The sequence below is a fragment of the Shewanella halotolerans genome (assembly GCF_019457535.1).
GTDB lineage: Bacteria > Pseudomonadota > Gammaproteobacteria > Enterobacterales > Shewanellaceae > Shewanella > Shewanella halotolerans.
In genome coordinates this window covers 1,134,488-1,149,890 of the sequence record NZ_CP080417.1, presented here as the reverse complement: position 1 = coordinate 1,149,890, position 15,403 = coordinate 1,134,488, and the positions used below count along the sequence as shown (strand labels likewise).

Sequence of the window (15,403 nt, the reverse complement as noted above, 5' to 3'; positions counted from 1 at the left end):
TCATCCCCAGATGACCAAGATGGCCGCCACTGCGATAAGCAGCAAGGCGGTCATCTCCTTCGGCTGCACCTTCTGCTTGAGATAACTCCCCGCCACGAATAGGGTAAAGAACACCTCTACCTGCCCTAAGGTCTTCACATAAGGCACCGCCTCTAAGGCCATGGCACTGAACCAACCGATAGAACCCAAGCAGCTGGTGATGCTGATGGCCAGAGTCAACTTAGGCCTGCGCCACAGGGCTTCCAAGGTCTGACGGTCCCGCAAGTAGAGAAACAGCAGCAAGATGACGGTCTGCACGCTTATCACCCAGAACAGCACCCAGGCAGCGCTGTGGGGAAAGGGCAGAGCCAGCACCAGGCTCGCCTCTCTGACCCAGAGCGAGGTGAGCGCAAAGGCGCTGCCGCAGGCGAGTCCCAGCAGTAACACCTGAGCCGAGAGCCTGGCAACCCCAGCGCCCTTGCTCATCAGGAGCACGGCCACGGCACCTATCACCACACCGAGCCAACCCAGCAGGCTCAGTTGGGTGCCGAAAAACAGGGCGCCAAACACGGCGGCGACGATCGCCTCGCTCTTGGCAAGGCCTGCGCCTATGGCGAAGTCTCTGAGCTGAAACAGCTTCACCATCAAACCCGTGGCCACAATCTGCATCAAGGCGGCGCCGAGCACGAAACCCCAGAAAGGGGCGGGAAACAGCTGCAGGCTCTCTTGCCCTGCTTGTTGTAGATCGGGCGGCAGGAAGAGGTAAAGTGCAGAGAGATAACAGGCGGCGATCGGCCCGGCCCAAAGAAAACGTGCCAGCGTTACCCCGGCGACCTTGACATCGCGGCTCAGCTGACTCTGCAGGGCATTACGCCAGGACTGCATGAAGGCGGCGAGAAAGGTAAAGACAATCCACATAAGCGACTCTCACAAAAAGGGGCTACTAGCCTAACGCCTAACCGCCAACCGGGCGAGTGAAAATGCCTCATGGACAGTGAGCCATGTGATTAAGTCTTAGGACGATGGCAGGCTAAAGCGCAGATACCAGAGGCAACTCAATAGACAACAAAAAGCCCCGCACAGGCGGGGCTTCAGCATTATGTCGACCTCGATTTACAGCAGTCTGAGTAAAGGCTCGCTTACTTGCTGGTATCGATGGGGGAGAAAGATTTCACCAGGTCGTCGATGGCCTTCATCTGGGTCAAATAGTTTTCCAGCTGATGCAGTGGCAAGGCACATGGGCCGTCACACTTGGCGTTGTCAGGATCCGGATGCGCCTCGATAAACAGACCCGCCAGGCCAAGCGCCATGCCGCTACGGGCCAGCTCGGTGGCCTGGGCACGACGACCGCCTGCGCTATCGGCACGTCCGCCTGGACGCTGCAGGGCGTGGGTCGCATCGAAGATCACTGGGTAACCCGACTGCTTCATCTCATCCATGCCCAGCATGTCAACCACCAGGTTGTTGTAACCGAAGCAAGAGCCTCGCTCACACAGGATTATCTCGTCGTTACCCGCCTCGTTAAACTTGGTGATGATATGACGCATCTCATGGGGCGCCAGGAACTGCGGCTTCTTCACGTTGATGATGGCGCCTGTCTTGGCCATGGCGACCACGAGATCCGTCTGACGTGCCAGGAAGGCGGGTAGCTGGATGATATCCACCACCTCGGCCACTGGCTGACACTGGTATGGCTCATGCACGTCGGTGATCAGCGGCAGGTTAAAGGTATCTTTAATCTCCTGGAAGATCTTCAGTCCCTCTTCCATGCCTGGGCCACGGTAAGAGTTCACCGATGAGCGGTTAGCCTTGTCGAACGATGCCTTAAACACATAAGGGATCCCCAGCTTCTGAGTAACTTCCGCATAGGTCTCAGCGATCTGCATGGCCAGGTCTCGCGACTCGAGCACATTCATGCCGCCAAACAGGACAAAGGGCTTGTCGTTTGCAATTTCAATGCTACCTAACTTTATGGTTTTATTACTCATCGCTACTTCTCTCTTAAGAAGCCGGGGCAAGCCCGGCAGGAATCAAATTCTTTATTGGCCTATCACTGAGCCACGACCTGCAGTATCTGACCACACACCCACGCCATATAGGTGCCTACAGCATAGCCTAATACGGCCAGGAGTACACCGACAGGTGCCAGGGCCGGATGGAAGGCCGCGGCCACCACGGGCGCCGAGGCCGCACCGCCGACATTGGCCTGACTGCCCACCGCCATGTAAAACAGTGGCGCGCGGATCAGCTTGGCCACCAGCAACATGAAACCGGCGTGGACTATCATCCAGATGATGCCGATGGCGAAATACCAGAGGTTGGCCGGGTCAAACAGTTTGAACACATCCATATGCAGGCCGATAGTCGCCACCAGGATATAGAGGAACGCCGAGGCGACCTTAGAGGCGCCCGCCGCCTCGAGATGACGCACAGGGGTAAAAGACATGGCCAGGCCAATGGTTGTCACCGTCACGATCAGCCAGAAGAACTTAGAGGTCAGGCTGTAATCGCGGGTCCAGGGATAGTTGGCCTCAAAGAAGGGGCCAAGGAAATCGGCGATCACATGGGCCAGACCCGTGATACCAAAGCCCACGGCGACTATCATCATCAGATCACGCAGGCTGGCGATACGGGCGTTTTCGGCGTGATACTTCTCCACCTTCTGTTTGAGGGTCTCGATGGCGCGGGTATCGGCACCCGTCTTGGCATCGATCTCCTTGGCCTTAGAAGCCATAAACAGCAGCACCGCCATCCAGATGTTGGCCACGATCACATCTACCGTCACCATAATGGAGAAGATGTTGCCACCGGCCTCGTAGATCTCCTTCATCGCTGCCTGGTTGGCGCCGCCACCGATCCAGCTGCCGGCCAGAGTAGTCATGCCGCGCCAGACCGCGTCCGGGCCAGTCACTCCGAGGATCTCAGGGTTGAGGGTCGACACGATAAGTAAGGCAATAGGCCCCCCTATCACTATGCCGACGGTACCGGTTAAAAACATCACTATCGCCTTGGGGCCCAGGCTTAAGATCGCCTTGAGGTCGACACTTAAGATCAGCAGCACCAGACAGGCAGGTAACAGGTAACGGGAGGCGACAAAATAGAGGTTTGAGGTATCACCATCCAGGATATTAAAGGAGTTGAGCAGCGAAGGCAGGAAGTAGCACAGCAGCAGCGCGGGAATGAAACGATAGAACTTCACCCAGAATGGGTGCTGGCTGCTATTGGTATAAAACACGAATCCTAAGATCACCGCCAACAGGCCCAGGCCCGTGGCATCATTGGTGACTAACGCCGTGGCGTCATTGCTGACTATCGCGGTACTGCTCATCTCATCTCCCTTTAATTTGTATGGGTTATTTATTGTTGTAGTTATAGTGGTGGCCGCTAAAGCCGATTGGCAATCGCGGCAAATTTCGCCCCACATCGGGCCATCCCGGCCTCGACGCTAAGGGTTAATGATAGACCTCAACCTCGTCGTTGAGTTCTTTTAACTGTAATTTGACCAGCTCGGTCACTGGGTCGTGGGGACTGTTATCGACAAAGTGTCGCAGGTCCGCCGCCGCGACGCTGATACAACCTAGCTGCTGGGCGATAAAGGCCCGCTCCCGGTTAAGATTCAGGTCATCTTGGTGCCACTGCATCAATAAGTTACAGCACTCCATGGCGCTCTCAAACTTGCTCGCCAAAATGGCGCCGGCCTTGAGTTCATGCAGCATGCGTGACAGCAGGCGCTTGAGGCTCGCAGGCTTCAGATAACGCGGCTTAAAAGGCGCGCCATTACCTAACTCGCCGCGCACCAACACATGCAGTTGATGACGAGTCAGGGATTGCCCGGTGAGCGGGTCGATATAGTGCACCTTATCGTCGATACGACAGCTTAGCACTGTGGTGCCCGGCAACAGCAGCGGCTGCAACACCAGATCCAGTTGCTTACCCAGCAGCATAAGCACGCTTGCCAGGGTGGTACTGTTACCCTGCCGCGTGGTGATGCAGCTGGCCAGATCTGCCGCCTCGATACTGAAATAGGACTCTCGCGCACAGAAGCCGAGATCCTGATAGAACCATTGCAACAGCGCCTCGAGACGGGCTTCTCTGTCGACCAGATAGTGGCTAAGTACAGCGCCTGCCAGTTCAAACCAGGCCCACTTAGCCGCTTCCTTATCGGAAAATCCCAGGTGCTCGGAAATATCAAAGGCGCTCTCTGGAAGGGAGAGCGCCTCGTTTAAGATCAGGTTTGTCATTAGCTCATTAATATTGCTTGTTTAAACATGGCAATTTTCGCAGCGTACATCACCCAGGCCAGCGCGCCCAGGGCGGCGAAGGTCTTGAAGAGTTTGTTACGGTTAGCCTTGAGCGAGATAGCCGCCAGGAAGATGTAAGCGATCACTGCGCCTATCTTCTCGGTCAACCAGGCATCCTGAAACGGATACTGCTTGATGATGAAGCACAAGGTTAGGCCGGAGAGCAGCAGGAAGGTATCGATCACATGGGGTGCAATCTTAACAAATTTCTTGTCCATGATGGCTGATTGTTTAAGATGCAGCACAAATCGTACGATAAAAAACAGCACACTCACGGCAATCAGGGTGAGGTGTATATGCTTAATAGCTGGGTATAAACTGTCCATTATATCTTCTTTCGTGGCTCGCAAAGGCGCTAGTGTACCCGATCAAGGGCCGGGGCACCAATATCATACTCTTGATTCTTAGCGATAATGCCGCCAGATAATTTTCATACAGGAAAGGTCACTTGAATACAGATAACAAAATTAACTTTACCCATGATGACTCCGGTGAATTCGCCGACAGGGTGAAACAAAAAATCGCCGAGTTTAACTGGCAGCGTTGGGAGGTGAGCGAGCGCTTACCCCTGGGGCTTAAGCTGGAGAATGAGGCGGGTGAGATGATCGCCGGCCTGTCGGCCCGCACCTTCGGTAACTGGCTGATGATAGATAACTTCTGGGTGAGCGAGTCGCTCAGAGGACAACAGATTGGCAGCCAGATGCTACAAGAGGCCGAACGTATCGCCAGGGAGCGGGGCTGCATCTACGCCATCTTGGACACCCTAAACTTTCAGGCGCGCCCCTTCTACGAGGCCAGAGGCTATCGACTGGAGTGGACTCAGGAGCAATACCCTAAGACGGGCTGTAAATACTTTATGACCAAGACGCTCTAAGCAAACAAATCTAAGCGAGCAAATCTAAGCGAGCAAATCTAAGCTAACCAAGCTTAGAGAATCAATTTTGACCGCCAGAGGCTTCTTCAAGCAATAGCGGCCTCTCTTTTAAGCGCTACTGGCCTTCGGCTTCTTTTAACGCCTTGGCCCGCTTCTCGGCCTCCTCCTGCATCAGGGCATTCATCTCCTTATCGAAGGTGGCGAGTTCATCAGGCCGGGTCGGCACCTTAGGGCCAGTGCCTTGAGTGGCCTCCAGGGCCGCCTCGGTCTGCTCCCTGAGCACAGGTTGCTTGGCGAGTTGCTGATAATACAAGAGGCCGATAATTAACAAGGCCAGTAACATAGCGATCATTTTCATGGTGTTTTCCTACGACGGCAGGTCTCCCCTAGCCTACGACCTGTTGAGTATGGCCTATCCTGGGGGTCATTAAAACAAAACGAAAATAAAACGAAAACCAAACGACAATATTACGAAAATAAAACGCCACAGGCTCAGGCCCATGGCGTTTTTAGTATCACGCTGTGAGGTGCTAACGTAGCACTTAAGTTAGCGAGTCAAACCATCTAGGCTAACTACCTTGGCCAGCGACCCAGGGTGCACCTGTCGTTGCTGCCAAAATCGCGTACCGTCGCGACCGCCTCGTAACCCAGCTCGATCATCTTGTCGCGCACCGTGAGAGCCTGACCGAAACCATGTTCAAGCAGCAGATAGCCGCCGGGCGCCAGATAGTCGCGCGCCGCCTCGGCGATGTAGAAGAGATCCGCATAGCCATGTTCACCTGCGGTGAGCGCGCTATGGGGTTCGAAGCGCACGTCCCCTTGGGACAGATGCTCATCTTCCTCATCGATATAGGGCGGATTGGAGACGATCAGGTTGAAGTCATAACGATTGATGGCATCGAACCAGTCACTCTGCAACACCTCCACCTGAGGCAGCTTGAGGTTATCGCGGTTGGCCTTGGCCAGGGCGACGGCCTCGAGCACCTTGTCTACCGCGGTGATCTGCCAGTTACTACGCTCGAAGGCCAGCGACAGGGCGATAGCCCCGGTACCAGTCCCCAGGTCCAGCACCTTGGCATTCTCCGCCAGCGGCAGGTTAAGGGCCGTCTCTACCAAAATCTCGGTATCCGGGCGCGGGATCAGCGTAGTGGGGTTGACCATGAAGGGCAGAGACCAGAACTCCCGCTCGCCGACGATATGGGCGATGGGGGTGCCTAACTCGCGGCGGCCGACCATCTGCTTGTACTCGGTCACCTGCTCGCTGGTCAGACGCTCGTCTGGCCAGGTATAGAGATAACTGCGCTGCTTATGAATGATATGCAACAGCATCACCTCGGCATCGAGCTTGGCACTGTCAGACACATCCTGGAGTCGAGTCGAGGCCCATTCGAGGGCCTGTGCTAACGTCTGAAACAAAGCATATCCTTAATCACCTAGCGGCAATGATAGCAAGATTAACCTTCGGAAAGGGCTGCTAACATGTCGGCTTGGTTTTCCTGCATCAAGGGGCCGAGGATGGCATCGAGGTCGCCTTCCATCACTTCGCTGAGGCGATAGAGGGTCAAGTTGATTCTGTGCTCGCTCACACGTCCCTGCGGGAAGTTATAGGTACGCACACGCTCTGAGCGGTCACCACTGGCCACCAGGTTACGACGTGTCGATTCCTCTTCGCTGCGGCGCTTCTCATCTTCCACCGCCTGAATACGGGCGGCCAAGACGCTCATGGCCTGGGCGCGGTTTTTATGCTGCGAGCGCTGATCCTGACACTCCACCACGATACCCGAAGGAATATGAGTAATACGGATGGCAGAATCTGTCTTGTTAACGTGCTGACCACCGGCGCCCGAGGCGCGGAAGGTGTCGACCTTAAGGTCGGCGGGATTGATTTCGATCGCTTCGGCTTCAGGGATCTCAGGCATCACCACTACGGTACAGGCAGAGGTATGTACTCGCCCTTGTGATTCGGTTTCAGGCACGCGCTGTACGCGGTGTCCACCCGACTCGAACTTAAGCTTGCCATAGACGCCATCGCCAGAGACTTTAACGATGATCTCTTTGAAGCCACCATGTTCGCCTTCGTTGGCGTTCATGATCTCCATCTGCCAGCGGTTTGCCTCGCAGTAGCGACTGTACATGCGGAACAGATCACCGGCAAAGATAGCCGCCTCGTCACCACCGGCACCGGCGCGGATCTCGAGGAAGGCATTGTTGTCATCTTTAGGATCTTTTGGCAGCAGCAAGATCTGCAGCTCGCCTTCCAAGGCTTCCAGGGTCGCCTTGGCTTCTTTAATCTCTTCTTGCGCCATCTCTTTCAGATCGGCGTCATCTTCGGCGAGCATCTCCTGCGCCGAAGCAAGATCTTCTTCAGCCTGACGGTAAGCCTTAAAGCTCTTTACCACGTCTTCGAGTTGAGAATACTCTTTGGACAGAGCGCGAAAACGCTCCTGATCGGCGATGATCTCCGCATCACTCAGCAGCGCCAAAACCTCTTCATTACGCTCAAGCAAGCCTTCGAGCTTGCGAATAACACTGTCCTTCATTACAACGCTAACCTTAGTCTTTATCTAGTCCGAGCGCTGCTCTTAATTGTCCTAAGCTATTGAGGTCACCGCGGCGACTCGCCTGAGTGAGCGCCTGGGTCGGGGCGTGGATCAACTTATTGGTCAACTTGTTCGCCAGTTCCAGTATTAGCTGCTCGCTATCACCACCCTGGGCCAACTTATTGATCGCTCGCTCGACCAACTCATCTCTGATCGCCATGCTCTGGCTTCGGTATTCACGGATGCTGTCGACCGACTCTAACGATCGAATCCACTCCATGAAATGATGAGATTCCTCTTCAACAATTAATTCAGCTTTCTCGGCCGCCTCACGTCGGGAGGCCATATTCTGTTCAATGATGCTTTGCAGATCGTCAACCGTGTATAAGAAGGCATCGTCCAGATCGGCAACTTCGGCCTCGATATCTCTAGGAACTGCTATATCAACCAATAACATAGGTTGATGACGACGCTGCTTAAGCGCTTTTTCTACCATGCCTTTACCCAGTATAGGTAATGGGCTGGCGGTAGAGGATATCACGATATCGGCCTTAGGGAGAAAATCTGGTATCTGTTCGAGCGTAATTGCCGTCGCACCGAACTCTTCACACATGGCTTCGGCGCGGGAAATGGTACGGTTGGCGACTATCATGGAGTCGACACCATTGTCTTTCAGGTGGCGTGCCACCAGCTCTATGGTCTCGCCGGCGCCGATCAGCAGCACCTTAGTGGCGCTCAGCGCCGAGAAAATATGTTTGGCCATGCTCACGGCCGCAAAGGCGACCGATACGGCGGCGGCACCGATCTCTGTCTCGGTGCGCACCTTCTTGGCCACCGAGAAGGTATTTTGGAACAATCTGTCCATGGTGACGGCAACCGTGCCGGCCTCTTTGGCCTTCACGAAAGATTGCTTCACCTGACCTAAGATCTGCGGTTCGCCCAGGATGAGCGAGTCGAGTCCCGACGATACTCGCATCAGATGTTGTACCACCTGCTGCCCCTGATATTTGTACAGGCAGGGCAATACGTCATCGTGAGATAACTGATGATAAGACTCCAGCCAGCTGATCACATCCGCCTCATCACCCGTGTTGCAATAGAGCTCGGTGCGGTTACAGGTCGAGACGATCACCGCCTCCCCTGTCTTAGTCCGACTGGCAAGACTCTTCATCGCTTCATGAATTTTATCAGGCGCAAACGCTACCTTTTCTCGTAGGTCTACAGTGGCTGTTTTATGATTAATACCGATTGCTACAAGGCTCATCTGACTCTTTCTGGTCTCTAGGGTCTGTTAATCTTGCGAGTTCATTGACTACCGGCCATAGGCCCGAATCATCTCACTTAATGCCAGTCATTCTACGCAATTGAGTCGACTAAAAACAGAATACGCTTAACAAAACCGAACAATAATCTGGCTTGTCACAACTTTTTTCTATTAAACCTGAGGCTTAAAATCAAGCCATCAGGCCAAGGCAAAAATTAGCCATTGCTAACCCTAGCCTAGGCTGGCAGGAAATTTGGGATTAGTCGTTGGTATTTAAAGTCAGCCCTCGTATGATATGCGCTAGTGATTTTAGCCATAGATGAATAATTTGAACTACTTCACAAAAATTTCGGCAAGCTGTGCGGCCTTAGCGCTAATGACCCTCGCCGGCTGTGCCTCCCACAAACCGATCGACTATGTCCCCACACAGGTAGAAAGCGCTAACCAGGCAGAAGCCTGGGAGCTACAGGGCAAATTGGCGGTGCGCACCCCGGACGATAAATTCAGCACCAACCTCTACTGGTTCCATACCCAGACCAAGGATGACCTGACCCTGACCACTATGCTGGGCACTACGGTCATGACCCTCAACAAGACCCCTAGCCAGGCGAGCCTGGAGATCGAAGACAAGGTGTATCAGGACAGCGATGCCGAAGAGCTGCTCAGGCGCCTCACCGGCTGGTCGATTCCGGTCGACACCCTGCCCCTGTGGATCACGGGGCAGATCTCCGCTCAGGATGAGGTTGTCGCCGTCGACGAACAGGGTCGCCCCAAGGAGGTGCTCAACCACACGGGCAGTAGTCCCTGGCACGTCAGCTTCAACAGCTGGCAACAGCAGAGCGGCGCCGAGCTGCCGAGACTGCTGCAGCTGCAACGTGACGAGATACGCTTAAAGTTGCAGGTAAGCCAATGGCAGGCACTGACACCGACGCCCATCAAAGCATCACAACCGGAATCGACAGATGACAAGCAATAGATCCACCGCCTGGCCGGCACCGGCTAAACTCAACCTGTTTCTCCACGTCAACGGCCGCCGCGCCGATGGCTACCATGAGCTACAGACCCTGTTTCAGTTTATCGACTACTGCGACTACCTGGATTTTGCCGTCAACGACAGCGGCAACCTCACCCTGCATTCCGAAATGGAAGCTGTTGTTGCAAATAGCGATAACTTAATTCTAAAAGCTGCAAAATCTTTGCAGGAGTACACGGGTACCCATAAAGGCGCCGAGATCTGGCTGGATAAAAAACTACCAATGGGCGGCGGCATAGGTGGCGGCTCATCCGATGCGGCCACCACACTGGTCGCCCTGAATCATCTTTGGCAGACTCAATTATCACAGGATGAACTGGCAAAGATAGGCCTATCTCTCGGCGCTGATGTCCCTGTTTTTATTAATGGTTTAGCGGCATTTGCCGAAGGGGTCGGCGAGAAGCTTATCCCAGTCGAGGCGCCAGAAAATTGGTACCTGATCCTGACCCCGGATGTTCACGTTTCCACCGCCGAGGTGTTTAACGATCCCCTGCTACCACGGGATACGCCTAAGCTCTCCATGGACGATTTAATGAGCAGCGACTGGCACAACGATTGCCAACCCAGAGTCGCCGAGCGATACCCCCAAGTTGCCAAAGCATTGGCGTGGCTGATAGAATATGCGCCGTCCAGAATGACGGGAACCGGAGCATGTGTATTCGGTATCTTCGACACACGCCAGCAGGCAGAGCAGGTTTTTGCCAAATTGCCGGCGGGTTTGTGCGGTTTCATCGCCAAGGGGACAAATAAATCACCATTAGCGTTGCGGTTAACGCAGCGCTAAGTTCATGCGGGAAAGCCTAGGTTATCCCGACAATTACAATGAAGCATACGCCTGAGGTCCATACAGTGCCTGACATTAAACTATTTGCTGGTAACGCAACCCCCAGTCTCGCCAAGAAGATAGCAGATCGCCTATTTTGTAAACTCGGAGACGCTGAGGTTGGCGTTTTCAGTGACGGTGAAATCAGTGTCCAGATTAACGAGAATGTACGTGGGGCGGATGTATTTATCATTCAATCTACTTGTGCACCTACTAACGATAACCTGATGGAACTTATCGTTATGGTAGACGCGTTACGTCGCGCATCTGCTGGCCGTATTACTGCGGTTATCCCTTACTTCGGTTACGCCCGTCAAGACCGTCGTGTACGCAGTGCTCGTGTACCTATTACCGCTAAGGTAGTCGCCGACTTCCTATCAAGCGTTGGTGTTGACCGCGTATTAACCTGTGACCTGCACGCCGAGCAGATCCAGGGCTTCTTCGATGTACCTGTAGACAACGTATTCGGTAGCCCAGTGCTGCTGGAAGACATGCTGGGCAAGCAGCTGGACAACCCTGTCGTGGTTTCACCAGATATCGGTGGTGTAGTACGTGCCCGCGCCGTAGCCAAGCTATTGGACGACTCAGATCTGGCTATCATCGACAAGCGTCGCCCACAGGCGAACGTTGCTCAGGTGATGCACATCATTGGTGACGTTCAAGGCCGCGACTGCATCATAGTCGACGACATGATCGATACCGGCGGTACCCTGTGTAAGGCTGCAGAAGCGCTTAAAGAACACGGTGCTAACCGCGTATTCGCCTACGCCACTCACCCAGTATTCTCAGGCAACGCGCCTAAGAACATCGCCGAGTCTGTGATCGACGAAGTGATCGTGACCGACACCATCCCACTAAGTGAAGAGATGGCGGCACTGGATAAAGTGACTCAGCTAACCATGTCTAGCGTGATGGCCGAAGCTATCCGCCGCGTAAGCAACGAAGAGTCTATCTCTGCGATGTTTAAGCACTAATCACCCGCTTCAAGGGTAACGAAAAAAGCCACTCAATCGAGTGGCTTTTTTGTATCTATCATCATCTAACAACCTAACACCTATCTGACCGTGCGCCTCAAGGCGTCATCCCGTACCGCCAGGGTAAGATCATAGGCGATGGTGCGGCGCAGTTTGACCAGCCAACCGCTGACCTTACCCATGTCGACGTCACACTTCTTGGTACAGCCTTCGCGCTTGGCATCGATCAGGGTGATGGCGATGCCCTTGTCGCTCTCTACCAGCTCGACGTTGATTTCGTAGGTCTTGTAGCTCAGTCTGGCGAAGCGTTTGTCCCCCACACGCTCGAAGCGCCAGTGGTTACGTGACACGGCCTTATCCAGCATGTCATCGTAATCAGTCACATAGCTGCCCAGTGGAATGGGATCTTGATAGAGGTGCAGCCCCTGTGCCTGCAATGGCGCCGCAAGGCTTAGCCCTATGAGCATTCCTAGCATAATCTTTTTCATCTTCACGCTTCCTTAACGCATTTGCAGCTGTCTGGCGATGCTGGCTCTGAGGTTCTTGATGTAGTTGTAATAGCCTCGGCCATTCTTATAGCAGATCCCATCGATCAGATTTGCGCACTGATAATCGCCCAGGGCATCTTGATACTTGAGCTGCACCAGGGACTCGTCGTATTCAATACGCATCACATTGGTGTCGCCGCGATAGTCAAAGCGCGCCAAGATATAACCCTCGCCCTCACCGTCATACACCCAGGCGAAGCCCTTGGTATTCAGCATGCCCATCAAGATTGCGTAGCGAGTCTTTTCGAGCCCTATGTTGTGGGTCTCTATCTCTTGATGTACCGCGCGAATATAACGGTCTGAAGACTTAGGCTGGGTATTTTGCTTTATCGTTAGTGTGCTGGGCTGTGCCAGTACCAGAGGGCTAAGCGCCAGCAGGCTCAGGCCACAGACTAATGTTTTAATGCTCAAGGTTGTCACTCCCTGTGATAATAAAAAACTCATGCTATCACAGGGGCCTAGCAGCGACTAGCCAGTAGATCACGGCTTGAGTCGGCTCGTGACTTGAAGGCTTCTCGCAAGGATTGAAGCGACGCTTAAATCCAGGGTCTGAGGGTTCAGATTCTGGCCTGACAGGCAACTGATAGATAAACAAACGACAGATAGGCAAAAGACAGATACAAAAAAGCCTGTCATTTGGACAGGCTCTTTGCAATCTTAATAATGGTACGGGAGGAGAGACTTGAACTCTCACACCTTGCGGCACCAGAACCTAAATCTGGCGTGTCTACCAATTCCACCACTCCCGCATCGCTTTACATCTGATTTGATGGCTTAGTTTAACATCTTAAGCTAGATAAAAATGGCTGGGGTACTAGGATTCGAACCTAGGAATGCCGAGATCAAAACCCGGTGCCTTACCGCTTGGCGATACCCCAACAAGCTTGGCTTAGATTACAGGAAACACCTATAACCTCAAATAATGGTACGGGAGGAGAGACTTGAACTCTCACACCTTGCGGCACCAGAACCTAAATCTGGCGTGTCTACCAATTCCACCACTCCCGCTTAGCATCTAGTTTTATATCTTGATGAAGATTCTAGTCATATGTCTGAGCCGAGGCTCAACTAACTAGCAGACCTCAAGTTTTACATCTCGAGCAGATGGCGCCGATAACGGCGGATTTACCTGAAATAAGATGGTAGCTATGGCGGGACTTGAACCTGCGACCCCAGCATTATGAGTGCTGTGCTCTAACCAGCTGAGCTACATAGCCACATTTATCTTACTGATAAATGGCTGGGGTACTAGGATTCGAACCTAGGAATGCCGAGATCAAAACCCGGTGCCTTACCGCTTGGCGATACCCCAAGAATCAAGTTAAGCAAGAGGAAAATGGCTGGGGTACTAGGATTCGAACCTAGGAATGCCGAGATCAAAACCCGGTGCCTTACCGCTTGGCGATACCCCAATTTTCTTGCTTAAGACTAAAGGTAGACAACCTCTAGTCAAAAATAAATGGTACGGGAGGAGAGACTTGAACTCTCACACCTTGCGGCACCAGAACCTAAATCTGGCGTGTCTACCAATTCCACCACTCCCGCACTGCTTCTAGTTTTACATCTTGAACAGATGCTGGCGTCTGCCACTATCAATTTTACATCTTGAAGAGATGGTAGCTATGGCGGGACTTGAACCTGCGACCCCAGCATTATGAGTGCTGTGCTCTAACCAGCTGAGCTACATAGCCATCAATATTTCGCGTCCCTCTTGCTGAGGAACGGGGCGTATTATGCTTATTCAGCGTAGGCAGGTCAACAGCTTTTTTTCGCTAATTTAAACTATCTTAACCGTTCGCCTATAAACTCATCAAAGTGAACAGGCCTTATGCAATTCGCCCCTAAAAACCTGCAATTAACGCCTATTTTTCCCCGTGGGAGAAAGCAAAACGGCCCGATATGAGTATCGAGCCGCTTAAGTGTTTGTTGGTTTTCGCCGCCAAGAACGGCATCAACCGCTAAACGTTGAAGAGGAAATGCATCACATCGCCATCTTTAACCACATAGGTCTTACCTTCGACGCGCAGTTTACCCGCTTCTTTAGCACCCGCCTCACCCTTGTAGGCGATGAAGTCATCATAAGACATCACCTGGGCACGAATGAAGCCACGTTCGAAGTCGGTGTGGATCACGCCAGCCGCCTGCGGCGCACAGGCGCCAACTGGCACAGTCCAGGCGCGAACCTCTTTCACACCTGCGGTAAAGTAGGTGTGCAGATCCAGCAGTTGGTAACCGGCGCGGATCACGCGGTCTAGGCCAGGTTCTTCCAGGCCAAGGTCAGCCATGAACTCATCACGGTCTTCAGGATCCATCTCGGCCAGCTCAGATTCGATCGCCGCGCACACAGCAACGACTACCGCATTCTCTTTAGACGCGATCTCGCGTACCGCGTCCAAGTGTGGGTTGTTCTCGAAACCATCTTCGGCAACGTTTGCGATATACATGGTTGGCTTGAGGGTCAGGAAGTTAAGGTAGTTAACCGCCGCCAGCTCCTCTTTGCTCAGATCCATAGAGCGCAGCATGTGACCTTCGTCAAGTACTGGGCGCATCTTCTCCAGCACGCTCACCTCGAACTTAGCATCTTTGTCGCCGCCCTTGGCACGCTTTTGCTGACGCAAGATGGCGCGCTCGCAAGAGTCTAGGTCGGCCAGCGCCAGCTCTGTGTTTATCACTTCGATGTCGCTTGCAGGCGAAACCTTGTTGGCGACGTGTACGATATTCTCATCTTCGAAACAACGCACCACGTGACCGATAGCATCGGTTTCACGAATGTTTGCCAGGAACTTGTTACCCAGGCCTTCCCCTTTCGAGGCGCCCGCTACCAGGCCGGCGATATCGACGAATTCCATAGTGGTTGGCAGAACACGTTCAGGCTTAACGATTTCCGCCAGGGCCTCCAAACGTGGATCCGGCACAGGTACCACACCCGTGTTAGGCTCGATCGTACAAAACGGGAAGTTTGACGCTTCGATACCCGCCTTAGTCAAGGCGTTGAACAGAGTCGATTTACCTACGTTTGGTAGGCCGACGATGCCACATTTAAAACCCATATTATTACCTTTATTTA

The 15,403-nt window shown here is 53.4% G+C and carries 16 protein-coding genes and 8 tRNA genes; 4 read left to right on the top strand and 20 right to left on the bottom strand.

Going from position 1 to position 15,403, the window contains the following annotated elements; all coding sequences use genetic code 11:
- From K0H81_RS05115 to K0H81_RS05095, 5 genes are all read right to left on the bottom strand, one after another.
- Complete coding sequence (locus tag K0H81_RS05115; protein ID WP_220060129.1) at positions 1-897, bottom strand: DMT family transporter; 897 nt, start codon at positions 895-897, stop codon at positions 1-3.
- A gap of 221 nt (positions 898-1,118) precedes the next feature.
- Positions 1,119-1,967 (bottom strand): 3-deoxy-8-phosphooctulonate synthase, encoded by an 849-nt coding sequence (gene kdsA, locus K0H81_RS05110; RefSeq protein ID WP_220060128.1) that lies wholly within the window; start codon positions 1,965-1,967, stop codon positions 1,119-1,121.
- Between the two features lie 62 nt (positions 1,968-2,029).
- Positions 2,030-3,307, bottom strand: a complete 1,278-nt coding sequence (locus tag K0H81_RS05105) for a DUF819 family protein (protein WP_220043123.1) — start codon at positions 3,305-3,307, stop codon at positions 2,030-2,032.
- Positions 3,308-3,431: 124 nt separating this feature from the next.
- Entirely contained in the window at positions 3,432-4,220 is a 789-nt protein-coding gene (locus K0H81_RS05100) for a transglutaminase family protein (RefSeq protein WP_144203673.1), read from the bottom strand.
- Entirely contained in the window at positions 4,220-4,606 is a 387-nt protein-coding gene (locus K0H81_RS05095) for a SirB2 family protein (RefSeq protein WP_011866704.1), read from the bottom strand. The genes K0H81_RS05100 and K0H81_RS05095 overlap by 1 nt, the downstream gene beginning before the upstream one ends.
- A gap of 122 nt (positions 4,607-4,728) precedes the next feature.
- On the opposite strand from K0H81_RS05095, the gene K0H81_RS05090 reads away from it, so the two are divergent.
- A complete protein-coding gene (locus K0H81_RS05090; protein WP_258406390.1) occupies positions 4,729-5,154 on the top strand; it encodes a GNAT family N-acetyltransferase in 426 nt (141 codons plus the stop codon).
- 115 nt (positions 5,155-5,269) lie between these two features.
- Here the strand turns inward: K0H81_RS05090 and K0H81_RS05085 are convergent, their stop codons facing one another.
- The 4 genes from K0H81_RS05085 to hemA form a co-directional block, all read right to left on the bottom strand.
- Positions 5,270-5,512, bottom strand: coding sequence for a hypothetical protein (locus tag K0H81_RS05085; RefSeq protein ID WP_220060127.1), 243 nt, complete (start codon positions 5,510-5,512; stop codon positions 5,270-5,272).
- 215 nt (positions 5,513-5,727) lie between these two features.
- Positions 5,728-6,570, bottom strand: coding sequence for a peptide chain release factor N(5)-glutamine methyltransferase (gene prmC / locus K0H81_RS05080; RefSeq protein ID WP_011866708.1), 843 nt, complete (start codon positions 6,568-6,570; stop codon positions 5,728-5,730).
- Positions 6,571-6,608: 38 nt separating this feature from the next.
- Positions 6,609-7,694 (bottom strand): peptide chain release factor 1, encoded by a 1,086-nt coding sequence (gene prfA, locus K0H81_RS05075; RefSeq protein ID WP_220060126.1) that lies wholly within the window; start codon positions 7,692-7,694, stop codon positions 6,609-6,611.
- A gap of 13 nt (positions 7,695-7,707) precedes the next feature.
- Positions 7,708-8,958, bottom strand: coding sequence for a glutamyl-tRNA reductase (gene hemA / locus K0H81_RS05070; protein WP_011866710.1), 1,251 nt, complete (start codon positions 8,956-8,958; stop codon positions 7,708-7,710).
- 319 nt (positions 8,959-9,277) lie between these two features.
- Here hemA and lolB point away from each other — a divergent pair, with 319 nt between their 5' ends.
- The 3 genes from lolB to K0H81_RS05055 all read left to right on the top strand — a co-directional run bounded on the left by lolB (position 9,278) and on the right by K0H81_RS05055 (position 11,788).
- A complete protein-coding gene (lolB, locus tag K0H81_RS05065) occupies positions 9,278-9,934 on the top strand; it encodes a lipoprotein insertase outer membrane protein LolB (protein ID WP_144203667.1) in 657 nt (218 codons plus the stop codon).
- A complete protein-coding gene (gene ispE, locus K0H81_RS05060) occupies positions 9,921-10,775 on the top strand; it encodes a 4-(cytidine 5'-diphospho)-2-C-methyl-D-erythritol kinase (protein ID WP_220060125.1) in 855 nt (284 codons plus the stop codon). Before lolB ends, ispE begins: the two co-directional genes overlap by 14 nt.
- A 65-nt stretch (positions 10,776-10,840) precedes the next feature.
- Positions 10,841-11,788, top strand: a complete 948-nt coding sequence (locus K0H81_RS05055; RefSeq protein WP_144203663.1) for a ribose-phosphate pyrophosphokinase — start codon at positions 10,841-10,843, stop codon at positions 11,786-11,788.
- 80 nt (positions 11,789-11,868) lie between these two features.
- Here K0H81_RS05055 and K0H81_RS05050 read toward each other — a convergent pair whose 3' ends face one another.
- The 11 genes from K0H81_RS05050 to ychF form a co-directional block, all read right to left on the bottom strand.
- On the bottom strand, positions 11,869-12,276 hold the full coding sequence (locus tag K0H81_RS05050; protein WP_144203661.1) for a hypothetical protein: 408 nt from the start codon (positions 12,274-12,276) through the stop codon (positions 11,869-11,871).
- Positions 12,277-12,288: 12 nt separating this feature from the next.
- Positions 12,289-12,756 (bottom strand): hypothetical protein, encoded by a 468-nt coding sequence (locus tag K0H81_RS05045; RefSeq protein ID WP_258406446.1) that lies wholly within the window; start codon positions 12,754-12,756, stop codon positions 12,289-12,291.
- Between the two features lie 244 nt (positions 12,757-13,000).
- Positions 13,001-13,085, bottom strand: a tRNA-Leu gene (locus K0H81_RS05040).
- A gap of 54 nt (positions 13,086-13,139) precedes the next feature.
- Positions 13,140-13,214: transfer RNA gene (locus tag K0H81_RS05035), tRNA-Gln, on the bottom strand.
- 45 nt (positions 13,215-13,259) lie between these two features.
- Positions 13,260-13,344: transfer RNA gene (locus K0H81_RS05030), tRNA-Leu, on the bottom strand.
- A gap of 132 nt (positions 13,345-13,476) precedes the next feature.
- Positions 13,477-13,553, bottom strand: a tRNA-Met gene (locus K0H81_RS05025).
- Positions 13,554-13,573: 20 nt separating this feature from the next.
- A tRNA-Gln gene (locus tag K0H81_RS05020) sits at positions 13,574-13,648 on the bottom strand.
- 25 nt (positions 13,649-13,673) lie between these two features.
- A tRNA-Gln gene (locus tag K0H81_RS05015) sits at positions 13,674-13,748 on the bottom strand.
- Positions 13,749-13,796: 48 nt separating this feature from the next.
- Positions 13,797-13,881 (bottom strand) — tRNA-Leu (locus K0H81_RS05010).
- 69 nt (positions 13,882-13,950) lie between these two features.
- Positions 13,951-14,027 (bottom strand) — tRNA-Met (locus K0H81_RS05005).
- A gap of 267 nt (positions 14,028-14,294) precedes the next feature.
- The gene (ychF, locus tag K0H81_RS05000) at positions 14,295-15,386 is read right to left on the bottom strand and encodes a redox-regulated ATPase YchF (RefSeq protein WP_220060124.1); all 1,092 of its coding nucleotides are present in this window, start codon (positions 15,384-15,386) and stop codon (positions 14,295-14,297) included.
- Between the last annotated feature and the right edge of the window lie 17 nt (positions 15,387-15,403).